This is a genomic window from Flavobacterium piscis, from assembly GCF_001686925.1.
Lineage (GTDB): Bacteria > Bacteroidota > Bacteroidia > Flavobacteriales > Flavobacteriaceae > Flavobacterium > Flavobacterium piscis.
Map to the genome: position 1 here is coordinate 264141 of NZ_LVEN01000010.1, position 25629 is coordinate 289769.

At 34.1% G+C, this 25629-nt stretch carries 19 protein-coding genes; 8 read left to right on the forward strand and 11 right to left on the reverse strand.

Annotated features, from left to right (window positions below; genetic code table 11):
• Positions 1 to 122: 122 nt before the first annotated feature.
• The 4 genes from FLP_RS06750 to FLP_RS06765 form a co-directional block, all read right to left on the reverse strand.
• On the reverse strand, positions 123 to 941 hold the full coding sequence (locus FLP_RS06750; RefSeq protein ID WP_065448747.1) for a TIGR02452 family protein: 819 nt from the start codon (positions 939 to 941) through the stop codon (positions 123 to 125).
• Positions 938 to 1765: a ribose-phosphate diphosphokinase gene (gene prs, locus FLP_RS06755; RefSeq protein WP_065448748.1), complete on the reverse strand. Its 828-nt coding sequence runs from the start codon at positions 1763 to 1765 to the stop codon at positions 938 to 940. The genes FLP_RS06750 and prs overlap by 4 nt, the downstream gene beginning before the upstream one ends.
• Before the next feature lie 75 nt (positions 1766 to 1840).
• Complete coding sequence (locus FLP_RS06760) at positions 1841 to 2533, reverse strand: NUDIX hydrolase (RefSeq protein ID WP_065448749.1); 693 nt, start codon at positions 2531 to 2533, stop codon at positions 1841 to 1843.
• A 190-nt stretch (positions 2534 to 2723) separates the two neighbouring features.
• Positions 2724 to 3629: a LysR family transcriptional regulator gene (locus FLP_RS06765; RefSeq protein WP_065448750.1), complete on the reverse strand. Its 906-nt coding sequence runs from the start codon at positions 3627 to 3629 to the stop codon at positions 2724 to 2726.
• A gap of 85 nt (positions 3630 to 3714) precedes the next feature.
• Between FLP_RS06765 and FLP_RS06770 the strand changes: the two genes are divergently transcribed.
• Both FLP_RS06770 and FLP_RS06775 read left to right on the forward strand, forming a co-directional pair.
• The gene (locus FLP_RS06770) at positions 3715 to 4476 is read left to right on the forward strand and encodes a type 1 glutamine amidotransferase domain-containing protein (protein ID WP_065448751.1); all 762 of its coding nucleotides are present in this window, start codon (positions 3715 to 3717) and stop codon (positions 4474 to 4476) included.
• A gap of 144 nt (positions 4477 to 4620) precedes the next feature.
• Entirely contained in the window at positions 4621 to 5778 is a 1158-nt protein-coding gene (locus tag FLP_RS06775) for an iron-containing alcohol dehydrogenase (RefSeq protein ID WP_065448752.1), read from the forward strand.
• A 249-nt stretch (positions 5779 to 6027) separates the two neighbouring features.
• Here the strand turns inward: FLP_RS06775 and FLP_RS06780 are convergent, their stop codons facing one another.
• On the reverse strand, positions 6028 to 8514 hold the full coding sequence (locus FLP_RS06780; protein WP_065448753.1) for a toxin-antitoxin system YwqK family antitoxin: 2487 nt from the start codon (positions 8512 to 8514) through the stop codon (positions 6028 to 6030).
• 183 nt (positions 8515 to 8697) lie between these two features.
• Between FLP_RS06780 and FLP_RS06785 the strand changes: the two genes are divergently transcribed.
• The 5 genes from FLP_RS06785 to FLP_RS06805 all read left to right on the forward strand — a co-directional run bounded on the left by FLP_RS06785 (position 8698) and on the right by FLP_RS06805 (position 16856).
• Positions 8698 to 9693, forward strand: coding sequence for an NAD(P)H-dependent glycerol-3-phosphate dehydrogenase (locus FLP_RS06785; RefSeq protein ID WP_065448754.1), 996 nt, complete (start codon positions 8698 to 8700; stop codon positions 9691 to 9693).
• Between the two features lie 398 nt (positions 9694 to 10091).
• On the forward strand, positions 10092 to 12782 hold the full coding sequence (locus FLP_RS06790; protein WP_065448755.1) for a TonB-dependent receptor: 2691 nt from the start codon (positions 10092 to 10094) through the stop codon (positions 12780 to 12782).
• A gap of 14 nt (positions 12783 to 12796) precedes the next feature.
• Positions 12797 to 14104: a DUF4876 domain-containing protein gene (locus tag FLP_RS06795; RefSeq protein ID WP_065448756.1), complete on the forward strand. Its 1308-nt coding sequence runs from the start codon at positions 12797 to 12799 to the stop codon at positions 14102 to 14104.
• Between the two features lie 11 nt (positions 14105 to 14115).
• A complete protein-coding gene (locus FLP_RS06800; RefSeq protein ID WP_065448757.1) occupies positions 14116 to 15714 on the forward strand; it encodes a DUF6850 family outer membrane beta-barrel protein in 1599 nt (532 codons plus the stop codon).
• Positions 15715 to 15716: 2 nt separating this feature from the next.
• A complete protein-coding gene (locus FLP_RS06805) occupies positions 15717 to 16856 on the forward strand; it encodes a cytochrome-c peroxidase (RefSeq protein WP_065448805.1) in 1140 nt (379 codons plus the stop codon).
• A 155-nt stretch (positions 16857 to 17011) separates the two neighbouring features.
• Here the strand turns inward: FLP_RS06805 and FLP_RS06810 are convergent, their stop codons facing one another.
• The 4 genes from FLP_RS06810 to FLP_RS06825 form a co-directional block, all read right to left on the reverse strand.
• On the reverse strand, positions 17012 to 17419 hold the full coding sequence (locus FLP_RS06810) for a hypothetical protein (RefSeq protein ID WP_065448758.1): 408 nt from the start codon (positions 17417 to 17419) through the stop codon (positions 17012 to 17014).
• A gap of 115 nt (positions 17420 to 17534) precedes the next feature.
• Complete coding sequence (pheS, locus tag FLP_RS06815; RefSeq protein WP_065448759.1) at positions 17535 to 18554, reverse strand: phenylalanine--tRNA ligase subunit alpha; 1020 nt, start codon at positions 18552 to 18554, stop codon at positions 17535 to 17537.
• An 85-nt stretch (positions 18555 to 18639) separates the two neighbouring features.
• Positions 18640 to 19089, reverse strand: coding sequence for a hypothetical protein (locus tag FLP_RS06820; protein WP_243397515.1), 450 nt, complete (start codon positions 19087 to 19089; stop codon positions 18640 to 18642).
• Positions 19090 to 19262: 173 nt separating this feature from the next.
• The gene (locus tag FLP_RS06825; protein WP_065448761.1) at positions 19263 to 19619 is read right to left on the reverse strand and encodes a hypothetical protein; all 357 of its coding nucleotides are present in this window, start codon (positions 19617 to 19619) and stop codon (positions 19263 to 19265) included.
• 396 nt (positions 19620 to 20015) lie between these two features.
• Between FLP_RS06825 and FLP_RS06830 the strand changes: the two genes are divergently transcribed.
• Positions 20016 to 20567, forward strand: a complete 552-nt coding sequence (locus FLP_RS06830) for a CvpA family protein (protein WP_065448806.1) — start codon at positions 20016 to 20018, stop codon at positions 20565 to 20567.
• Positions 20568 to 20930: 363 nt separating this feature from the next.
• Here FLP_RS06830 and FLP_RS06835 read toward each other — a convergent pair whose 3' ends face one another.
• Both FLP_RS06835 and FLP_RS06840 read right to left on the reverse strand, forming a co-directional pair.
• Entirely contained in the window at positions 20931 to 23336 is a 2406-nt protein-coding gene (locus FLP_RS06835; RefSeq protein ID WP_065448762.1) for a glycoside hydrolase family 95 protein, read from the reverse strand.
• A 326-nt stretch (positions 23337 to 23662) separates the two neighbouring features.
• Positions 23663 to 25612, reverse strand: coding sequence for a sialate O-acetylesterase (locus FLP_RS06840; protein WP_065448763.1), 1950 nt, complete (start codon positions 25610 to 25612; stop codon positions 23663 to 23665).
• Between the last annotated feature and the right edge of the window lie 17 nt (positions 25613 to 25629).

The window sequence follows — 25629 nt, forward strand, 5'->3', positions numbered from 1 at the left end:
TGAAATTTGGAATCTTAAACTTGAAACGGTTAATAGCTTTCGTTTTTTGTTTCAGGTTTCAGGTTTTTCTTGTGTCAGGTTAACGTATAGAACGTGAAACCTGAAACTTGAAACTTTTCAACTTAATTTAATATTTCTTCAAATTGTTTAAAATTTGATTTTTTTTCGGAATTGTCAAATACTGCAAAAACTATTTTTTTGAAAGCGCCTGCGTATTTTTCTGCAATAATTTCTTTGAATAATTGTGCTACATCTTTGGGTTCGTTTCTAAAAACCCCACAACCCCAGGCTCCCAAAATCAATGTTTCACTTTTTTGTTTTAATGCAATTGCCAAAACTTTATCCATTCTGTTTTTTAAGACCTTTTCTGTTTCAGCAATTTCTTCTTTTCGGTTATGCTGCAGCATCGCGCCTTTATTTGGTGCAGGTGCTGTAATTACGTCTGCGACAAATGGTTTTTCAAAATAATCTCCATTATCATCATTCCAAAACAAAACATTCGGACTATAAATCATGTAATCTGAATATAAAAACGAAGACTGATTTCTATTAAAGTCATACATCGCTTTGTCTTTGATTTGCGTTTCATACAGGTTTGAAGATCTGGCCAGACTTTCTTCCTGAGCCGAAGCGCCTCCTAAAAATCCACCGCCCGGATTTTTTGCAGAAGCAAAATTTAAAATACAGATTTTACCGTTTTTCTCTTCAGCAATGGCTTCAATTGTAGAACAGTTTTTGGTGACAATTTCTGTTTCAAACGTATTTGAAATTGGCGTTTTCAGGATTGCATCCCAATCGTTTGGCGCAATTGTAAACGTATTTTGTATGGATTCTTCGAGTTCTTCTTCTATGTTAATCCTTTTTCCTTTATAATCATAAAAACCATTTTTTATGATTTCTAAGGTTTTATTCGCTATTTCTACTCTGTAATTTTTATTCATAATTCTAATTTTACAACCTCAACCTTTTCATTATCAAAATCTTTAAAAGAGTTGGTTGTGAATATTTTGTCGAAACAATCTAAAACTTCAAAACCTTTGTTGAAGATTCCGTGGCTTACGGCTAAGTATAATTTTCCGGCATTTTTGTTTTTTAATTCTTCGGCTAAGCCAACAAAAGTTCCGCCGCCGTCGCAAATATCATCTACAATTAAACAATCTATGCCGTTTAAGTCATCTTCATACACTTTAAAACCAGATAATCTTCCTGTTTTTACATCTCGGCTTTTGCTGCATTCTACTACATCAACTCCGCCTAAAAATTCAGACACTTTGTAGATTTTTTTAAGAGCGCCACCATCCGGAGAAATCAATTTTACGTTTTCGCCTGTAACTTTTAGAACTTGTTGAATAAAAGTATGATTCGGAATCACTTCGCAATTGTTTACCAATGCCGGAGTAACTTCAGAATGCGCATCAAAAACAAAAACTTTATTCAATTGAAGTCCGTTGATGATATCTGCATAAACTTTTACAGAAAGCGGTTCTCCTTTTATCATCACACGATCTTGTCTTGCAGCCGGAAAATACGGAATAAACAAATCGATAATTTTCACATCCATTCTGCGTAAAGCATCAACTGTAATACACAATAAACCCAAATCGTTGAATGAATTTAAGCGGTGTGTGATGGTTACTTTTTGAGTTGTATCAAAATCCGGATTGATTTTAATGTGAGGTTCTCCGCCAGAAAATGTAAAACTTTGAAATTTAATTTCTTCCTGATTTTGAAATGGAGCGAATTGTGGGTCTAGGTTAAGTATCATAGTTTTTATAGTTTGCGTTAATTATACGCAAATGTAGAATTAAATTTTAAATAAACAAATTATTTTGTGTAAAAATTACGCAAACTTTATTTCGAAGTGAAAGCCTTTATCTATTAACTCATTGTATTTCAATTTATTAAATCGAAATAATTTTGCCGGACGTCCGCTTTTTATAGGTGAAAATTTTTCTGTTTCTTCTAAAAACCCATAACTGAGGATTTTTTTTCTAAAATTTCGTCGGTCGATTTCTTTTTCTAAAATGGTACAATAAAGGTTTTCCAGGTCTGAAAACAGAAATTCCGCCGGAAGCAAATCGAAACCAATTGGTTCGTAAGTCAGTTTTGCTTTTAATCTTAAAATGGCTTTTTCAATAATTAAATTATGATCGAATGCCAAAGAAGGAATTTCGTCAATTTTATACCATTGTACTTTATCTGCATCGGTATCGGCTTTAATTTCAAGATTCGAAGCATCAACTAAAGCATAATACGCAACCGAAATAACACGATTTCTGGAATCTCTGTGAATATCATCGCCAAAAGTGTACAGCTGCTCCATAAAAGTAAGCTGAACATTGGTTTCTTCGTGCAATTCCCGAATTACAGCATCACTCAAAGATTCATCGTTTTTCACCAATCCGCCGGGTAAAGCCCAATATTTATCGGCTGAACCAAATTTTTGCTCGATTAAAAGAACATATAAACCGTTATTTTTATATCCAAAAACAATGGCATCAACGGCGATTCTAATATTTTGTAAATTTTCCATAACTTAAAAAAAGAGTTTGCAACGAATTGCACTAATTTATCGAATTATTATTTTGCCACAGATTAAAAGATTAAAAATGATTTCGAATCTGTGAGAATCTTTTAATCTGTGGCTAACTTTTTAACCACAAAAAATTAGTGCTAATTCGTGGAATTCGTGGCCAAAAAAAAAGATTTTGTGGCTAAAAAAATTATAATCTATTACCAAAAAACAACTTCAATTCTTTAGAAATAATATCAAAAAATGAATTCAGATTATTGTTTTTGGCACTCAGTAAATAAACGTATTCTTCCGGTACGTGAAAACTATTCCACAATAATTGCAGTTTATTTTCTTTGATATATTTTCTCGCGTTACAATTCCAGGTTATGGCTACTCCTTCATTATCTGCCAGCATTCTGAGCATTTCAGATTCTGACGGAATAATGTAATTAGGCACCATTGATGGACGTTTTTTATTAAAGGCATGTAGCCAGAATAATTTTATATGTGGAATTCTCGCATCGTGACTGTACCATTTTTGATCATTGAGCCATAACTCTAAGTCCGTAAAATTGTCTGCTTTTAATTTCTGGCGAAATTCTGTTGCATCTAAATTTATCGGCGCGACCATGATCAATTTAATTTTTCCAACGATTTCATAAATAGTGTCAAACGTATCAAACCTTTTTGTTGTGATCGCAAAATCAAGTTTTTTGGCATCTACAAGCGCAAAAAGTGCATCATTATCGGCAAAAGTAAAATCGATTAAATCAAATTTAGCTATTAACAAATTCCCAATACAATTAAAAAGGTCTTTAGAAATTCCCACCGATATTAATCGGTTTGCATCTTCGGCTTTTGCCCTAAATGTATTCTCTACATTTTCAAGACGATCGAGTGCATCAATGATTAAATTATTCAGTAACTTAGCGTATTCCGTTGGTTCTACGCCCTTTGACTTTCGGTTAAACAATTTATTACCCACATGAGCTTCCAGCATAGAGATTTGCTGGCTAACTGCAGGCTGGCTCATAAACAACTCTTTTGCAGCGATAGAAAAATTTCCGTTTTTATAAACCGCTTTAAATGTTCTGTACCATTCGAGATTTACCATGACATAAATTTATTTATAACAAACATAGTTTATTTTATTTTTACAAATATCACTTAAGCTGTAAATTTGATGAAAATTTAAACTTATGAAAAAAATAGCATTACTCGCAATTATAACCTTAACAGCTTTTAGCTCAACCGCTATAGCTCAAAAAACAAATAAAAAAAGTATGAAAAAAGTATTATTTGTTGTAACCAGTAACGATAAACTGGGCAATACAGGAGAAAAAACTGGATTTTGGTCAGAAGAACTTGCTGCTCCTTATTATGAATTATTAGATAAGGGAGTTGAAATTACCATCGCAACTCCGCTTGGAGGTCAGCCGCCAATTGACCCAAAAAGCGCCGATCCTGCATCTGCAACTGAAGATACAAAACGTTTTGATGCCGATAAAACATTACAGGAAAAATTAAAACACACGCTTAAACTTTCGACTATTAATCAAGAAGATTATGATGCCGTTTTTTATCCTGGAGGTCACGGGCCACTTTGGGATTTAGTCGAAGATAAAAACTCGATTGCTTTAATCGAATCTTTTTATACACACAAAAAACCTGTAGCATTTGTTTGTCACGCTCCGGCAGTTTTGAAAAACGTAAAAGTAAACGGTGAATTTTTAGTAAAAGGAAAAAAAGTAACCGGTTTTACCAATGAAGAGGAAGAAGCAGTTGGATTAACTAAAGTTGTTCCGTTTTTATTAGAAGATGCTTTGACTCAAAATGGTGCTAAATTCTCGAAAATTGAAAACTGGCAACCATATGCTGTAGAAGATGGTCTTTTGATTACAGGTCAAAACCCAGCTTCGTCTAAGCTTGTTGCAGGTAAATTATTGGAGAAATTAAAATAAGATGCTAAGGTTCTAAGATTTTAGCAACTTAGCGATTAGTGAATCAAAATTAAAATAATAAAAATTGATGTTGAGATTTTGAATATTAAGTTTGAAAAAAAACTTAGAACCTCAGAAACTTAGCATCTCAGAAACTTAAAAGACATGTTAAACTTTGAATTATATAATCCGACGAATTTAATCTTCGGAAAAGGACAAATAGAAAAACTTTCGACTTTGGTTCCAAAAGATGCTAAAATCTTATTGGCTTATGGTGGCGGAAGTATTTTTCAGAACGGAATTCACGAACAGGTAATCAAAAATCTTAAAGGTTTTGATATTGTTGAATTTGGCGGAATTGAACCAAATCCTCATTTTGAGACTTTAATGAAAGCTGTAGAAGTAATCAAAAAGGAGAAAATTACTTTTATCCTGGCTGTTGGTGGCGGATCTGTTATTGATGGAGTGAAATTCATTTCGGCAGCCGTAAACTTTGACGGAAATCCGATTGATATTTTGCAAAAACGTTTGTTGATTAAAGAAAATGCAATGCCTTTTGGAACTGTTTTAACTTTACCGGCAACAGGAAGTGAGATGAATTCAGGAGCTGTAGTTACCATTACCGAAACTCAGGAAAAACTGGCTTTTGGCGGAAGCGCAATGTTTCCTCAATTTTCTATTTGCGATCCAACCGTGATTGCTTCTTTACCAAAAAGACAATTGCAAAACGGTGTTGTAGATGCCTACACTCATGTAATGGAGCAATACTTAACGTATCCGCACGAAGGGTATTTACAAGATAGAATTGCCGAAGGAATTCTTCAAACATTAATTGAAGTGGGTCCAAAAGTGATGGAGAATCCTACTGATTATGCTTTGGCTTCGAACTTTATGTGGAGTTGTACAATGGCGTTAAACGGATTGATCCAGAAAGGTGTTCCGTCTGATTGGGCAACGCACATGATTGGTCACGAATTAACTGCTCTATACGGAATTGATCATGCCAGAACTTTGGCAATTATTGGCCCAAGTTTATACGAGGTGATGTTTGATACCAAAAAAGAAAAATTAGCGCAATACGGAAGAAGAATTTTCGGTTTAACAGGTGCTGATGACAAAGTAGCGAAAGAAGCGATCAACAAAACTGTTGAATTTTTCCATACTATGGGAATGGATACTAAACTGTCTCAATACATTGAGGATTATGGTAAAACGGCAGATTTTATCGTAAATCGTTTCGATAAAAGAGGCTGGAAAGGTTTAGGCGAAAAACAATTGATTACTCTGGATAAGGTAAAATCGATTGTTGAGATGAGTTACTAGTCGCAGTGACAGTATTCAGTCGCAGTTCAAACTGTAACTGTAAACTTAAAACTAAAAAAAAGGCGTTCTTGAATTTTTCAGGAACGCCTTTTTACAATACTAAAACAAAACTAACTAACTCAATTTTTGCTAAACTCATTAAATTCTAATTTACAAGTAGTTATAACGTAGTGGTTTTATTTTTATTGTGTATAATTAAAAATAATTTTTTATTTTTTTTAATCATCTTTTAAAATTACAGAAAACAGCTTATTTAAAGTCTTCATTCATTTTCTTTTGTAACCTTTCATTCAATATTTTAATCTCTGTTTGTACATTTTTAAGGTCAACATTCTTTTTTTCTTCTAAAATTTTTCCTTTCAAAAATAATTGTAAATCATACAAATTGTTTTTATTTTTCAGGATCAAAGTTCCTATTTCCGGTTTTTTTGCTTGATTAAGCCTCAGACCAGCGATCATATTTCCTTTTGGTTCATTCCCAAATAACAATTCAACATCTTTTTCTGAAGAGATTTTTTCAGCGATCAAATTAAAGTTTTCTTCGATCGTTTTGTTATGGTCCATGTACAAAGTAAAAACAGTATTAAAAATCTCAGAATCTCGTCTTTTTTCATCGTTTCCTTCTATTGTCGTAAATAACTTTGCTTCTATTTTATCGTTGGTTTCAAAATACAAAACACTTCCGGTTTCCAGAGGAGCGACGTCATTAACTTCTAATAAAGAACTAACAACAAGCACCTTATCATCAATACTAAATTTTCCTGTATTTTTATTGCCTGATTTTTCTAAAACAATTTTTCCTTTTATTTTCTTATTAAATTCTTCAAGTTGAATAGCATTATTTTTTAACTCAAAATGATAGCGATTAAAATAATGCATGGCAAAAACATCAAAATCAAAACTTTGCAAAACTCCGTTTTTCCAATATTTCGAAATAAACTGGCGGCCTAATTGGATGTATTCAGGTCCGTCGACAATTTTCCCATCTTTATAAGTCGATTTTATATCGTAATTTGGGTATTGATATTTTTCAAGATTTTCTAAATAATTGTTTGAATACTGGTACTTTTTTGTACCATTTTCATAATAATCAACATAATTAAACTCTCTTAGATCTGCTGAAAAATATCCCGAATAGGGTTTTTCATCTTTATAAATTCCTTCATAAGAATCCTGAACTTTTCCTGCAAGCGTAAAAGAGCGATCCTCTATTTTTGCGAGTTTTCCGTTTGTATAATGTTTAGATTTTAAAATATTGTTTTCATCCCCTCTTCCGTATGTACTTCTATAAAAGATTTCCTCGGCAATTGCTCCTTTTTTATAGATGATGGCTTTTTCAGCTTCTGCTAATTTCCCTTCATAAGGCAAACCTTTCTTATATTCCAGTTTTCCGGTAATTTCGCCATCGTTATAAAAAACAGTTTCGCCGTCTATAATATCATTTACAGCGTTGTACGTTTTTACAGGATTATTAATATCATAATTAAAAACTTTTTGCAATCCGTTTTTCTTAAAGTCAGTAACACGAATCAACTCATGAAGATCTTCTGCGGTTTTTACAACAAATGTGCCGTTATAAGGTTTGTTATTTTTGTAAATACCTTTAGCAACAATGCTGTCATTATCCGTTTTTACGACTGCTTCTCCCTCTTTTAAACCTTGTACATAACTTTGGTTAATTAGCAATCTTCCGGCAAAATTTTCTTCAAAATTTCCCTCAAACGGTGCACCATTTTTATATAATCGTTTTTTCATTATGGTTTCATCTTTATTATAAACGATTTCATCGACCACTTTTTCACCATCGGTATATTTAGTCAATTCGTGAATTTTACCATTTGGATAATACTTAATCTCTTCACCAAATTTTTGTCCCTCTTTATAACCGGTTTTTGATTTAATGGCAACTGCAAATTTGTTTTGAATATAGTAGTCGTAAACAATACCGTTTGAAATGTCACTCCCATATTGTTCAAAATCATTTTGATTGATGGTTTGCAGTACTTTTCCTGTCGCATCATAATTTATCTGTTTAAAAGGATGCATTCGGTCGTACTCAATATCATACCACGTTTCCTGGGCCAATTGTTTTGAGTTAATCCAGAATATTTTTTTCTTCACTATTTTCGTTATAACCTTTTTTTTAGTTCCAGCCTGATAATCTTCAACCATTACAGGTGCCGTTTCAACCATAACTTCGGTCTGCTCCTGATAAGCTTCTTCATCCAACTTATTCTCTCTGTAATCATCCCAGTTTCTGACTTCTTCGAAATCTCCTTCAACCGGTTTACCGTTAAGATATTTACCTTTCATTAACACAGTTCCGTCCTGATGATATACAATCGAAAATCCGTTTTTTTTACCATTTTTATATTCAGCGGTTTTACGTTTTTTTCCATTAGGATAATAGTAAGTCAAAACAGGAACGGCAGTCTTATTATAGTATTGATAAACCGATGTATCGAAACCATTTTCATCGTACCAGACAATATCTCCAACATAACTATTTTCGTCGCTTTGCAAAGCATAACCTTGAAATTGAGGTGTTTTATTACTATAGAAATCTTCCATTAAAAACAGATTACCTATTTTTTTTGATGGTTTAATTCTATAAAAAGAAGCATTTTCTTTAGAAGTCTCTTTCCAGTCTTTATCATAATAAATACGATCTCCATTTTGTGAAAAAGAAAAGCTGCTTGTCAAAATCAAAATAATGCTGAAAATTTTAGTTGTCATATTTGAAAGAAATTTCACCGAATGTAAGGCTTTTTTGAATTCATTTAATTTTTTAAAGATAAAAAATAGTGCACAAAATTCAACTTATGACATTTAGATCTTAACCATCAATTTTAATTTCTTAAATCAGATTTTGTGATATTACTGCATTATTAAGTACTTTTGTTTTAAATTATTAAAAAAATGAGCGAAAATCTAAAATTTGCAGTAATTGGAGGAGGAAGCTGGGCAACGGCAATTGCAAAGATGTTATGTGTAAATCTTTCAGAAATTGCGTGGTATATGCGCAATGATGCTGCGATCGAGCACATTCAGAAATACAAACACAATCCAAATTATTTAAGTTCGGTTGAATTTGATACCTCAAAACTTAAATTAACGAACAATATAAACGAAGCTGTAGCATACGCCGATTATGTAATTTTTGCTATTCCGTCTGCTTTCTTAGATGCTGAATTAAAGAATTTAACTGTTTCTTTGTCTGATAAAATCATCTTTTCGGCTATTAAGGGAATTGTTCCTGAGACAAGTTTAATTGTTGGAGAACATTTTCATATTCAATACGATATTCCATACTACAATATTGGTGTTATAACTGGTCCTTGTCACGCCGAAGAAGTAGCTTTAGAAAGACTTTCGTACCTGACAATTGCTTGTGGCGATCCGGAAAAAGCCAAAGTGGTTGCTAAAACATTATCCGGAAATTATATCAAAGCCAAAATTTCTGATGATATTATTGGTACTGAATATGCTGCAATGCTTAAAAACATTTATGCCATTGCCGCCGGAATTGCTCACGGTTTGGGTTACGGAGATAACTTTCAATCGGTTATGATGAGTAACGGAATTCGCGAGATGAAAAAATTCATCAAAAAAGTACATAAAATGAAACGTAACATTAATGATTCGGCATATTTAGGCGATTTATTGGTTACGGGATATTCTGTATTTTCGAGAAACAGAATGTTCGGAAATATGATTGGAAAAGGTTATACCGTAAAAAGTGCCATGATGGAAATGAGTATGGTTGCCGAAGGTTATTATGCCACCAAAAGTGCTTATAAACTCAATCAGGGCTATGGAGCAAAAACGCCGATTATAGATGCTGTTTACGCTATTTTATATGAAGGAAAAGATGCTAAATCGGTATTTAAAAAACTGACTGAATCATTAGATTAATTTTTCATTCGCAGTAACAGTTTTCAATAGCAGTGTAAAGACTATTTTTTACTATAATAAAAAAAAGAGTCAGGGAAATATAAAGTTCCTGGCTCTTTTTTTGTGCTCCAGTTTTAAAATCTAAAGCTAAACTACAGGAATTAACAAGAAATATTCTGCTTCAGAATACATCAAACCTACATCTTACCAAAAAAAAGTTAAGTCTTTACACTTACAAAACCATCAAAAGATTAATCTATTGTTTATCAATAAGATAAATCAAAATTTCAGAAACTCAGTGAAGCTATTTTTCTCACAAATGAGACATTTACAATTTTACAATCTTCTTATTTTCCATTGCTTCACAAAGAATTATTGATAGATTTGCGCATTATTTTTATTGATTCTAATTAAAGACAATGCGTTTTATTTTATTTTTCCTTCTTATTTCGGGTTCTGTTTTCTCTCAAAGAGTGATTACGGGTAAAGTTATAGATAAAGAATCCTCAACTTCTTTGTCGGGAGTTTTTATTCGGGATACAAAAACAGATAATTGGACGATTTCTGACAAGGATGGAAATTTTAAAATAACACTTGCCTATTATCAGGATATTGAACTCAATTTTTCTATTCTTGGAAAAAAAGATATAAATGTGCTTTTAAAAAATGATCAAAATTCCATGACGGTCTCTTTGGCAGACAATACGCTTCGTTTGAAAGAAGTTGTGGTTACGGCCGAAAAGAAGCGCAAATATTCTGAATTAACTTTAGGGACCAATGCTATAAATAATGTTCAGGCTTTTTCTCTTGATGATGTTTTATCACAACTTCCCGGGCAGACAACTGTAGATTTTAATTTGAACCAATTTAAAAATATTGTATTTCGTACAGCATCTGACTTATCCTCTACTAAAGGTGGTAAAGCTTTCGGAACTTCATTTGTAATAAATGATATTCCGATTTCTAACAACGAAAATATGCAGGCCCTAAATCCAAATGTAACTGGACCATACGGTTATTCGAGCCCGAATAGTTTCGCAGAGTCAAATAGAAATGTTTTCACTAATGCAAATTACGGTGTTGATTTAAGAGAAATTCCAACTAATACTATCGAAGAAATAAAAGTTATACAGGGAATTCCTTCTGCAAAATACGGTGATTTAACTTCCGGACTTGTATTGATAACAACAAAAGTTGGCTATAGCCCGTATCGTGTATCAGCCTCCATACGTGACGCAACTACAGAATTTAACCTTACAAAAGGTGTAAAATTCAATGCCAACAATTCAATGAATATTGGTTTTAATTATCTGGATTCTAAAGCAGATCCAAGAAATAGTCTTTTAAGTTACCAAAGAGTCAATGGAAGTTTTTCCTGGCAGACTAAGAATAGTTCATCAAAGATTAAAAACACGTTAAGCGTCACATTTCGAACTAATCTAGATGATGTCAAAAAGGACCCAGATGATATTAGTGATGCCGTAGTTAAAAATGATAAAAAAGGCTTTTCTATCTCCGATAATTTTATGTGGAAACCTACTAATTTATGGGTTGACGGTATAAATATAAACAGTGGTTTTTCTTATGACAAACAGTTCTCCCGAAAAGAGCAATGGATGAATAGATCTGCTTCTGCTGCAACAGCCTCAACAGAAGAGGGAATACACGAAGCTTATATTCTACCTTCACAATATACAAGTATAGCCACGGTTGAGGGAATTCCCATTTCTACATTCGTTAGTGGCGAGGTCACAAAAGCACTTACCAGTAAATCGAAATGGTTGCATAGTTTGGTATTTGGTGTATCTGGAAGGACAAGTTCAAATAAGGGAGCTGGTAGAAAAAGTGGTATTAGTGGATTCCAAAATTTTTACACTTTGGATCAGGGAGAAGGCAGTCAGATTGGTTATCGAGATTATGATTTTAACAGAACCCGAACGGAGAGCCAGATATCTGCTTACTTTGAAGACCGAATCTATAAAAAATTTGAAAAAAATAGGATTTTCAATCTTGATTTTGGGTTACGATATGAAAATCAGGCAGGAAATGTAGCGTTGCAACCTCGTATAAACTCTTCTTATTCAATAAATAAAACTTTTAGATTTAGAGGTGGATTTGGATCATCATCAAAAGCTCCATCATTGAATCAATTGTACACGGGAGATCGCTATCTCGATCGATTAGTTGGAAATGGAATTTATACTTATCCTGAAGTTTACCAAAAAGCATGGATTCAAACTATTATCACACCAGGAGATAATTTCAATTTAAAACCTGCAAAATCGTATCAAACAGAAGTTGGGCTAGATATCAATCTTTCTTTTGCCGACATTAATTTTACTGGATATTACAACAGACTTTTGGATGGATTTACTGGCCAACAGATTCCCGTTTACAAAGAAGTGCCAAAAGCTGTTGTCGATATTGTTGGCAGTGAAATTCCAACTTATGAAATTACAGGAACTGAAAAAGTCTATTATTTCACTCAAAGTATTCAAAACAATACCACTTCTAAAGACATCGGTATAGAATCAGTTATAAATTTTCAAAAAATAAAATCCCTAAATCTTGATGTAAGTATGAATGTTTCGTATGTCAGATCAAGTGATTTCAGTAAAACACAAGAGTATGAAAAATCAACAAACCTACTCTCTCCTGTAAAATATGGCGTCTATGATTCGAGACCTGTAAAAAATGAAAATTTTACAGCTAGTTTAAACTTCAATTACCATATTCCAAAAATAGGACTGGTTATGTCTTTAAGAAGTGAACATATTTTAATGCAAACCAGTAATTCGCCTACTAGTAATTTCCCAAATGGTTATTTAGACGCTGAATTGGTTTATCATGAAATTCCAGAAGGAGATCGTCATGATGTACAAAAATACGGACACATTATTCGTACTAAAAACACTACACAATATAAGCTTGACAATATGCTTCATAATTTTCATTTACGCCTTTCTAAAGATTTTTTAAATGGATTTAGTGTTTCATTCTATGCTACCAATTTCTTAAATCTTAAACCGTATTACTATATAGATGGCGAAAGATATCCGTCAGATATAGCAAACTTTTCCTTTGGAACCAGACTTAATTATCAATTCTAAATATATATATACCTATGAAAAAAACACTCTCTATTTTTATAATACTCTTTGGATTAATTATCCAGTCTTGCAGTAATGATGATAACGAAAACGAAGCACTAAAACCAGTAGACTTTAGTGTTTCTCTCAAATATGAGGCTGCTTTCAACAGTCTAAATGTTAAAAAAGCAAGTATAACTATTGTCAATACAGAAACCGCCAATAAATATACTGTTGAGTCTGACGAAAGCGGTGTTGCCCTTTTTAAGCAAATTTTACCTGGAACATATTCTATTACAGCTACCAAAGTAATACAATCAGCCGAATTTACTGAGACTTTTGGATATACTCCAACAGAAGTTGAAATAAATTTTAATGGTTCAGCAAGCAGTATTATTGTAAATGCAACTGCTATTGCAACTAGCATCGAAATGAAAACTTCTAAAGTAGGAGATTTTGTAATTAAACAAATTTATTATGGCGGATCTGATACTAAAAAAGGAGCTGTTTTTAGAGATCAGTTTATAGAAATTTATAACAATTCTAATACTGTACAATATGCAGATGGCTTATACATGGCACAGCTTACAGGATCTACTACAACAACTGTGGCGGCATATTCTTTACCAAACGGACAGTTCGACTGGAGTAAATCTGAAGGAATGACACTTGCCAATGCAAATACAGATTACGTTTATGCATTAAATATCATTAAAGTTCCAGGAAATGGCACACAATATCCGGTGCAACCAGGTAAAAGCATTGTTATCGCTCAAAATGCCATTAATCATAAAGCTAATTATATTGACAATAATGGTAAAGCGGTTAGTATTGTAAGTCCTGAATTGACCGTCGATTTAAGCACCGCAGATTTCGAGTCATTTTTAGGAACTTATTCTGGTGATACTTATCAGTATGACATTCAAAATCCTGCCGTTCCAGATGTAAACATTGCTTACTGGGGAAACAGTAACAACGATATGATTTTTGATTCATTAGGAAGACATGGTTATACTATTTTCAAAATGACTGATGCAGAATTTGCAGCATTGAAAAAATATAAAAACCCTAAAGGAGACGCTTCATTGTCTCTTCAAATTCCAGTTTCAGTTCTTATTGATGGTGTTGACACAACAAGAGATTTGGGATCACTTTTAGTTCCTAAAAAATTGCCTTCTCAAATTGATGGAGGAAACACATATATTCCTTCAGGAGCGTATTCTTCAAAATCAGTAATAAGAAAAACCAAAACTACAATTGCTGGTAGAATTGTTCTTCAGGACACCAATAACTCTACAAACGATTTCGTAGAAATAACAGCAAATCCTAGAGGTTTCAACTAAAATTTTCTTAAATGAAAATCAATACAATTAAAATAAATAACATTAAAAGTAATGCCTGGAAAAACTGGGCATTACTTCTTGTGTTATTTTCTTTCGTTTTTCCTGTCAATGCACAAGACACTATAAAAGTGCAAAATCATATTATTGACAATCAGATTAAAAATCAAATTTTTAAATACCCAATCGTTTACACCAATCCAAATATTAAAGATTTTACCTTTACTGAAGTTTCTTATGAGCATCAGCAAAATGAATTTGCCAGAAAACAAGTTGCAAACGAAATCAACACTTATCAATTTTTAGCGCAGGGATATTTTACAACAAAATCGAAATGGAAGTTATTTGGTGATTTATCTATCAAAAAAATATTAGAAAAAAATCTAGGCTGGGTACTTTCTGATGATCGTGCCGAAGAGCAGGAAGTTATTACACCGCATTATTTTTATGTTCCCAGAAAAGCCGATTGGGACAATCAAGTTTATGCATTAACCGGTGGTTTTTCTAAAGACATTACAACTCATTTATCTGTGGCTGTTAAAGCCAATTATGGCGCAGAAAAATTTAGCAGAATTGCAGATCCAAGGCCTCAAATTACCAACAGAAAATTGGGAGGAGAAATACAAATTGGTTATCAGATAACAGAAAATCACAAAGCATTTGTTTTAGGCAGTTATGCCGAAAATCAAAAAGATTACACTTATTCATACAGCAATATCAATTTAAATTTTGAAGCCTATCCTGAAACTTATCTTCGCTTTAATGCGGGTTATGGAAGAGTTCTAAATTACTTTAAATCTATCGAAAAGACTTCTATTTATAATTATAAAGACATTATAGATAAAGTAGGTTTAGGATATGCATTTTCAAATAAAAAAACAATTGTAACTGCTTTATTTTACAAGCAAAACTCAAACAATATTTTTTACCCAAGTTCTTATACTCTTAGCGAAACCGAACGATTAAAACTGAAAACCACTTCAAATCATGCAGAATTGTTTGCTTTTCATAAGTGGAGCAAAAAAGAAATTCAATCGACTTTACAATTTGATCAAAGCGATGCGCGCAATTTTGATGTGCAAAGTAATGGTTACAATTATACCAATTCATTAAATAAAGTAAACTGGACAACCTCATTTTCTAAAAAAACAGGTTCTAAAATAGATTATTTATTTGGCTTCAATATGCTTTATCAACAAAACAAATACAACGACATACTGGCAACAACTCATATTGAATTAAATTCATTAAACACCGGAGTTTATACCAGCAAAGATTTTTCATTCAAAAAAAGCAAACTAAACTCGACTTTAAGTTTCAATATGTATTTCCCGCTTCCATCATCGAAACTGGAATATTATGATACTTCAGGCGGCACAAACGCGCGTTTTTTTGATGAAGTCATTATCTACGATTACGTCGTAAGCACAACCAATTATTTTGCTCCGACAATACGTTTAGAATACAGTTATCCGGTAAAAAACAATAAATCAGTGGTTTTCTTTACCAACTTAAAAGAAAAAATAGCATTAAAAAAACAAAATGACTACAACGCCATTATCAATACCAATACTACTTATTGGATTCAATGTGGTGTACAATTAAATTATTAAAAATGAAAACAAAGTTTATTGCCATTGGGGTAATGGTACTATCACTTATTATCGTTTCTTATGCTAAGATTAACCCAACGCTTTCTATTTCTGAATTAAAGAGATTATACAGCAGCGGTGATTATCAAAAATGGCCAAAACCAGAAGTTGATTCGCTTGTTTACGCGCAAGGTTTTGAAGATATAGGAACTCTGGGCCAACCTGAATTTCCTGAAGACAACAAATACACCGAAGAAAAAGCAGCCTTAGGTAAAGCCCTTTTTTTTGATCCGAGGTTATCCAAATCGGGGCAAATTTCCTGTGCCAATTGCCATGATCCGGAATTAAATTGGGGCGATGCGAGAAGGGTTTCTTACGGAGAAGGAAGATTACAGGGTATTCGAAATTCTCCGAGTTTGATGAATATCGCTTATGCGAAAGTTTTCTTCTGGGACGGAAGAGCGACAACGCTTGAAGACCAGGCAAGCTTTCCTATAAAAGATACCAAAGAGATGAACTTCCATATCGATCTGGCGACCAAAAGGCTGAATAAAATAAAAGGCTACAAACCTTATTTTCAAAAGGCGTTTGGAAAAGAAAAACTAACTCAGACCGAGATTTTAAAAGCCATTGCTACTTTTGAAAGAACTTTGATAAGCCCGAAAAGCAGATTCGATAAATTTGTTGCAGGAGATTCTACTCAATTAAACAATAAAGAAGTTGAAGGTTTGCATTTGTTTAGAACCAAAGCACGTTGTATCAATTGCCATAATACAGCTAATTTCTCTGATAATAAATTCCACAATATTGGTCTAACTTATTACGGAAGAGAATATGAAGATTTAGGCAGATATAACGTAACCGGAAAAGCAGAAAATGTAGGCGAATTTAAAACGCAATCATTAAGAGGAGTTTCCCAAAACGCGCCTTATATGCACAACGGTTTATTCCCGAATTTGCTTGGTGTTTTGAATATGTATAATGCAGGAATGCCTCAACCTAAAAGAAAAGAAAGTCAAGCGAACGACACATTATTCCCGACAACTTCCAGATTGATTCAAAAACTAAAACTGAACCAATCAGAATTAAATGCTTTGGAAGCTTTTATAAGTAGTTTATCAACCGGTGCTTATAAAATGCGCCCGCCGGAATTACCGCAGTAGTTTTTTTTAAGAGAAGATAGATAATAGAATAAAGAAAATAGACTTTTATACTTTGAGATAAAAAAAAGAGTCAAGACTAACTTTAATTTCGTCTTGACTCTTTTTGTTTATCTATTTTCTAAAGTCTATTCTCTTTATTCTTTATTCTATTCTCTTTATTTCACCATCACCCCTTCAACAAACAAAATCGGCACTTCTTCTGTATCGTTCTCGTTGATTAAGTTTGATTTGAAAATGAATTTCTTGTCGTACAGTTTATTATCGATAAAGAAAGTTACCATGAATTCGTTGTTTAAAACCAGTAAACTTTTTTCGACCATTTCGATTTTTACTACCGAAACTGCAGGAACCTCAACAAAGGCGTGACGTAAAACCGAAGTCTTTTTCATTTCGCCATCTATCGTTCCAAATGCTTTAGAAACGACCATTACGCTGTCTAAATTAAAGTCGCTGTCGTTTACCAAATATGCGTACCACACTTTCTCCATAAAATCGTCGCTCCATTCCTGAACAGCGGCAATAAATACGTTTTCTACTTCCGGGATTGTTATATCTGCTTTCATTTTTATTAAATTTTAAAACCTTTGTCAAAGTCTAAACTTCAACAAAGGTTTATTGTATTAATGAGAATTATATCTTTCAAAAATTAATCTAAAATCTACAATCTAATATCTAAAATTAAATATTCGCTTTGAATTGCTCTAAGAAACGAACGTCGTTTTCGTAGAACATACGAATATCGCCAATTTGGTACAATAACATCGCGATACGCTCTACTCCCATTCCGAAAGCAAAACCGTTGAATTCGTCCGGATTGATGTCGCAATTTTTAAGAACGTTTGGATCTACCATTCCGCAACCTCCAATTTCTAACCAACCGGTTCCTTTTGTAATACGGTAATCGGTTTCGGTTTTCAGACCCCAATAGATATCAATTTCGGCACTTGGTTCTGTAAAAGGGAAATACGACGGACGTAAACGAATCTTCGATTTTCCGAACATCTCTTTGGTGAAATAAAGTAATGTTTGTTTCAAATCGGCAAACGATACGTCTTTGTCAATGTATAAACCTTCAACTTGGTGGAAAATACAGTGCGAACGTGACGAAATAGCTTCGTTACGAAATACACGTCCCGGAGAAATCGTACGGATTGGCGGTTTATTGTTTTCCATATAACGCACCTGAACAGATGATGTATGCGTACGCAACAACACATCAGGATTGGTCTGAATGAAAAATGTATCCTGCATATCACGCGCCGGATGATATTCCGGTAAGTTCAATGCTGTAAAGTTATGCCAGTCGTCTTCGATTTCCGGACCTTCGGAAACGTTGAAACCAATATTGGCAAAAATATCTATAATTTGATTTTTAACGATAGAAATCGGGTGACGTGAACCAATAATTACCGGTTCTGCAGCACGCGTTAAATCGCCAAACATTCCTTTTACTTCCTGTTTGCTCTCCAGTTCTTCCTGAATAAGACGAACTTTCTCTTCAGCAACAGCTTTTAAAGTATTTATTACTTGTCCGAAATCTTTTTTCTGATCGTTTGGAATATTTTTGAACTCTGAAAAAAGTTCTTTCAACAACCCTTTACTACCCAAATATTTAATACGGAATTGCTCTAAGGATTCTTTATTTTTATCATTAAAGGCTTTAGCTTCCTCTATATGTTGTTTTATCTTGTCTATCATCGATCTTACTTTGAAGGTGCAAATTTAAGGATTTTGTTCTAAGTATGAGTTCTAAAATTTAAAGTTTCCTTTCAAATTCATGAATCTATCTTATCAAACTAATTTTATATTCTATTTGTTTCACTTTTTCCAGCCAAAAAGTTATTCCTTCCTCGTTTTTAATAATTTCTTTTTTATGTTTTGATGCTACTTTATCCAGTTCAGCCCAGCTTTTATTCCATTCTTTATCTTTCTCGATTTTATTTGTTGGTTCTGTTCTGGAACGCCAAAAATCAATATTTTTAAGATAAGTCGTTTTTAAATCTTCAAAATACTCAATTATCTTTTCTTTAGAATTAGGAATATAACCCGGTCCGCTGCAGCCACAGGAATGAAAAGCGATTCCAACAGAATACAAACTTTTCATATGTTCCCATTTTTTGAGATCGTCTTTTTTGGGCGATTCAAAATCAAGTCCCATACTCGCCATTAAGTCCCCGCATTCCGGACATTTTGCTTCCTGAACTGATTTTTCCCCTCTTTGTATGTCATTCATCAATCTTCTTTTAAATGTCTTTCGACAATTAAAACAAGCATAATGCGGTTTATAAGAAACCATTGCATATCTACACATCTTTTTATCAGTTTTCAGTCGCAGTTTTCGGTCTCAGTTTCAGTTTGCAGTTTAATTGGTACTGAAAACTGAAACTGCGACTGAAAACTAAAAAACTATTCAATAAGTTCTCTTTCTAAAAAATAATTCACAATGGCTTCTTTCATCAAAACCGATTGTTCTCCTGCTTTTAGTGCCGGTAATTCTTCTTTTACTTTGTAATGCGGCCATCCATCAGCATCAAAAAAATCGAATTCATAAAACCCGTAAGGCTCTAATAATCGGCAAATGGCGATGTGCATCAGGTTTAATTTTTCATCTTTTTTGAATTCGCGGTGTACTTTTCCGAGTTCCTGAACTCCAATTAGGTAAATTATGGCATCTAAATCTAAGTCTTCTCCTTGCGAAAACTGATTAGATAGTATATCGACGAGCTTTTCCCATCGCTCTTTTAGTTGTGTATCTCTGGACATTTTTATTTGTGGATTTTAGATTTTAGATTTCAGATTGAAGAACGATTTAAAGATTATTTAAACTTAATTCCTACTATCATAGCTCTAAAATTATTAAGGCAAAGATAGGAAGTTCAAATCCAAAGACCTAAAATTAAAGATTTCTCATACATTATAATAAATGAGCCATGGATTTAGCGGGTTCAGCAGATTAACGCAGGTTTCTTTTTTTGTGTTGTAAATCCTTTATTACATATAAACAAAACCTCAGCCTAAATCATTAAACTATTTTTAATCTGTGTTAATCCGTTGAATCCGTATAATCTGTGGGCTATCAAAACTTACTCAAAAACTTTTGCCCGCCGGAAGCAGATAATTCTTTTATATTTGCGCCTTAATTAAATGAAAACAGAAACCATGAGTTTTTTTGATATTATTGTTGCTGCTCTTTTGGCTTTTAGTTTGTATAAAGGAATCCAAAACGGTCTTTTTGTAGAAATCGCTTCGTTTATTTCGTTATTGTTGGGGATTTATATTGCTATTAAATTCTCTTCGTTTATGAAGGAACTCATCATGAAACATGTTTCGTGGAATCCGAACACGATTCAGGTTACGGCTTTTATCCTGACCTTTATTCTGGTCGTAATTGGCGTTTATTTCTTAGCCAAAATTCTTACCGGAATTGCTGATTTTGCTTTTCTGGGATGGGCGAACAAACAGGGCGGAGGTTTCTTTAGAATCTTAAAAACGATCCTGATCATGAGTATTTTTATTGCTCTTTTTGAGAAAATGAACTTCAATGAAACTTTTGCTAAAAAAGAAACTCTCGATAAGTATTATTTTTATAATCCGATAAAAAAAGTAGCGGCTTTTGTTTATCCTTCAATTGAGAAATGGTACGATACTTTTAAAGAACATGCTAAAAGTTCTGAAGAGAAGTCAAATAAAACTACTACTGAAAAGGAATAATTGAATTGTAAGGCTGATCGAAGTCGAAGTCCTTTATATAAAACAAGCCTGCGACTTCGCTCAGGATGACATTAGTTTTCAAAAGAAATTAAGTCCCAGAGGGACGAAATATTTATAGAAAATTTATAAATGTACCAACATAAAACCCCAGCGGGGTGGAATATAATATGTCGCTCCGATGGAGCTTGATTTACCAAACGTAACATTATTTGCTATAAATATACCGCTCCGATGGAGCTTAAAAATGTAAATCTAACAATTCCAATACCGAAAATTTGTAAAAAAGAACAAACTCCTTATAGCGAAACCCGACAGGTTTTAAAAACATGTCGGGTTTGACAAAGATTGCGTTTAGAATATCTTTTACCAGTTCACTTCTAGTTTTTCTCCTTTTTTCAACGTGATATTTTGTTTTTTATCTCCAAAAATCAAAGTCGTTTTTCCTCCTGTTTTAGATGAAACCGTCACTTTTTTCAGGATTTTATTTTCCCAATTCATTTCGATTTCAAATCCGCCACGGGCGCAAATTCCTTTTACTGATCCCGTTTCCCAGGCATCCGGTAAAGCGGGTAATAATCTGATTTCGTTTTCGTTAGATTGAACCAACATTTCGGCAACGGCTGCGGCTCCGCCAAAATTTCCATCAATTTGAAATGGCGGATGCGCGTCGAATAAATTCGGGTACGTTCCTCCTCCTCTTCTTGGTTTTTCGGTTTTCTTTCCGTCAGGATCTACGTAACGCAATAATTCCCTGAACATTTTATAGGCACGATTTCCGTCCCAAAGTCTTGCCCAAAGATTGATTCTCCAGCCTTTTGACCAACCTGTGGTTTCGTCGCCTTTTATTTCCAGAGTCTTTTTTGAAGCTGCGGCTAAATCAGGCGTTTTCTCTGGCGTGATATGATCTCCGGGGAATAGTCCGAACAATTGCGATTGATGACGGTGCTTGGGATCTTTATCTTCCCAATCGAAATACCATTCCTGAAGATTTCCTTTTTTACCAATTTGATACGGATGCAATTTTGAAAGTGCTGTTTCTAGTTTTCCTCTAAAATCGGCATCAGTATTTAAGGCTTTCGAAGCTTTTATCGTTTTGTCAAAACATTCTCTTGTCATGGCCAAATCAGCCGTTCCTCCATACAGGGTTGCGCCAACAAAACCATCTGGTGTCAGGTATTGATTTTCGGGTGATGTGGATGGCGATGTGATTAGATTTCCGTTTTTATCGGTTACCATCCATCCTAAAAGAAATTCAGCTGCACCTTTCATTAACGGATAACCTTCATTTTTTAAATAGGCTTTATCCTGTGTAAAAATATAATGCTCCCAAATATGCGTGCTTAACCATGCGCCAGCAAGTGGCCAACATGCCCACATTGGATCTTCTTTCCCGAATTGCCCCACCGGATTTGTCATGGCCCAGATATCAGAATTGTGCGCTGCTGCCCAGCCTTTATCAACTCCGTAAAAAGTCTTTGCGGTTACTTTTCCGGTTACCGAAAGATTTTTTATAAATCCTAAAAGTGGCAAATGCATTTCTGAAAGATTAGTGTTTTCGGCCAGCCAATAGTTTTCTTCCAGATTGATATTCATGGTATAATTACTACTCCACGGCGGATTTAAATGCGGATTCCAGATTCCTTGCAAATTGGCCGGAACGCCCAAAGTTCTCGAACTGCTTATGAGCAAATAACGTCCGAAATTGAAATAGAGAATTTCGAGGTTTTTATCTTCTTTTCCGTCAGCGTAACGCAATAAACGTTCGTCTGTTGGTAAATCCGGAGCGGTTGTTTTGCCTAAATCTAAAGTGACACGATTGTAGAATTTTTGATAATCTTTTGTATGGTTTTCTTTTAACTGATCGAATGATTTTGCGAATGATTTATTGAGATTTTGCAACGCAATTGATACATCATCTAAACCTTCGGTAGCTGGATTTTTGTCGAAACCATTAAAACTTGTGGCAACAGCAACATAAATAATGGCTTCTGTGGCATCTCTTAAACTTAGAGATTCTCTGGAACTTGTAACTTTCCCGTCTGTTTTTTTGATTTGAACTAAAGTTGTAAATCGTGTTCCTCTTTCTTTTGCTTCAAGATATTTTGGCAAAACAGTATATCCGGCATTTTCATGAATTGGTGCGGAACCTTTCATTACCAGAATATTGCTTCTTACTTCGACATTTGATTTTAAGAGACTCTTAAAATTAACATCAAAATTTAAAGCTCCTTTGTGATCACTTGTCAATTTGATGATCATAATTTGATCCGGAGCCGAAACAAAATATTCACGGGTAAATTTCACACCGTTTAACTCGTAACTTACTTTTGATATGGCGTTCGAAAGATCCAGTTCTCTGCAATAATTCAGCGCTTTTCCTTTTTCGGAATTATTGATTTCTAATGTTCCTAAAGGCGCAAATGATTCTGAGTTTTTTCCCTGAATTTTTTTATTAAGTTCTTCGGCTAGTTTGTAATTTTCGTTTTTGAGTGCTTCCCGAATGGCCGGAATGTTTTTGTAAGCTTCGGGATTCATTTTGGCATTTACGGGTTCGCCCGACCAAAGAGTCGCATCGTTCAGATAAATTTTATCTGAGTTTGCTCCGCCAAAAACGGTTGCTCCCATTTTTCCGTTTCCTAACACTAAACTTTCTTCGAAGAATTCTGCGGGTTGATTGTACCACAAAACATGACTGGATTGTGCCGTCATGTTTGTACAGAAAGAAGCTAATAGTACAATGAAGAATATTTTTATGAGGTTTGATTTCATGTATTCTTTTTTGATTTTGAATTAATACGGTTTAAATATGCTAATCTCGCGTACAACGGATTGAAATCCGTTGCTACAATATAGCTCGTTCCTCCGGAAATTTTGAAAGAGCCTTTGGCTTCGATTATTTTGTAGGGATGGATTTTAATTCATCTGAATGATAGCAATATCCAAATTTATAAAAATAAACATCTCGTTTAACCCTTTTGCGTGAGGGATAGAGCTAAGCTACCGCAGTAGCAGTGATAGCCCGACCGTATTTGCGAAAGGCGCACATAAGCGGTTTGTTAAGTAGCGCCTTTTGTAAATACGGTCACGCCCAAATATTATTTACTAACCTTATAAACTTCATTTGCCGTAATCATTTCCCAATTGTCGGTTCTGAAAGGCGATGCCGGAAATTTTTCTTTATTGAAAAGATTGATTTCGGTATCGTCGTCTGCCCAACCATAGTGGACAGCCACAGGATTTTTTACTTCGTCGCTGGAAACGATGATTTTGTTGTCTTTTATTATCGCTTTCGCGGAATGAAAAACTTTGTCGGCACCTGCAATTTCGAATCCTTTTACGTTTTCTGACTTGTCCGGAGTTGATAATCCTGAACCAATATTATCGAATGTGAGAAGGATTTGATTGCCTTTTATTTCCTGAGATTTAAAAGTTGGTCCGCTATAAATTTGTTTTTTACCGTACACATTATTCAGTGCAATTGCTGCCAAACGTAAGCCGACATCTTGTTTGTTTGTGGGATGAATGTCTTTTGCATTACCAATATCTGTGGTAACGACCATTCCTGTATTTTTTAATTTTAAAGTTTCGGCTTGTGCTTCACGAAGTTCTGCCCAACGGCTTCCGACTTTACTGTTTCCTTTGAATTCATCAAAAGTGGATAATTGAACGAAGTAGAAAGGAAAATCGCCTTGCTTGAATTTTGTTCGCCAATCGTTGATCATTAGCGGAAATGCTTTTTTGTATTGTTTTGCGCGCCAAACATTGGCTTCGCCCTGATACCATAAAACGCCCTGAAACGCATACGGAACCAACGGATTGACCATTGCATTGTACAATAACGATGGATAACTGTTGGGTGAAACGGCAATTTTTACCTGCACAACATTGAATTTCCAAAGTCCTTCGAGTGGAATATTTTTGTCTGCAAACTGAATTTTAAGATCGGCAGGATCACCATAAATTCCGCCGCCGCCTGAATAATCTGCAATGCGAACTGAGATTACATTTTTTCCTTCTTTTAGAGTTCCTGCGGGAATTTTATAAACTCTTAAGGTTTCCCAAATTTTATTGGTTCCAACTTCAACGCCGTTTACATAGGTAATATCTTCGTCGTCTACTTTTGAAAGATGTAAAACAGCCTCACTTTTGGCTTGTTCTGCCGTTAAGGTAATTGTTTTTCGCATCCAGACTACGCCGTCAATATTGCCTATTTGCTGGTTTTCCCATAAGGACGGTACTTTTATTTCTGGCCAGTTTTTATCATCAAAACTGAATGCTGCAAACTGGTTTTCGTTTTCCATAGAAACATCAAAACCTTGTATTTTTCTAATATTCTCTAGAAGTGTTCTTTTATAGACTTCAAAAACGGCGTCCATATCCACCTGAGGAACATCTGCAATCATGCTTTTAAAATCATCGCTTTTTTCGAATGCTTCACGGCTTGTCCATGTTTCTACATTGGTTCCGCCCCAGGAAGTGTTTATAATACCGATTGGGATTTTAAGTTCTGCATATAATTTTTTAGCAAAAAAGAAACCAGCAGCTGTAAAATCGCGAATGTTTTCTTTGTTGGCAACAAGCCATTTTCCTGCTTTAAGATCTTCTTTTGGGGTTCCGCTTAAATCCTGCGCCACTCCAAAATGACGAATCATGGGATAATCTGAGTCGGCCATTTCTTTATCAGCATTCATGGTTTTATACATCTGAAATTCCATGTTCGATTGTCCGCTGCAAATCCAGACTTCACCGACCAAAACATTTTTGATGATGATTTTATTTTTTCCTGTAATGGATAATTCAAAAGGTCCTCCGGCTTTTTCGGCAGATAATGTAATCATCCATTTTCCGTTTTTATCGGCTTGGATGGTTTTGGTTTGTTTGTTAAAATGAACTTCTACTTTTTCGTTTGACTCTGCCCAGCCCCAAACCGGAATTTCTTTATTGCGCTGCAACACCATTCCGTCAGAAAACAACAATGGCATTCTAACATTGGCGTTTGCCAGGATGCTGCACATTATAAAAAGAAAGATTATGTTTTTCTTCATTGTTTTAATTGTTTAAA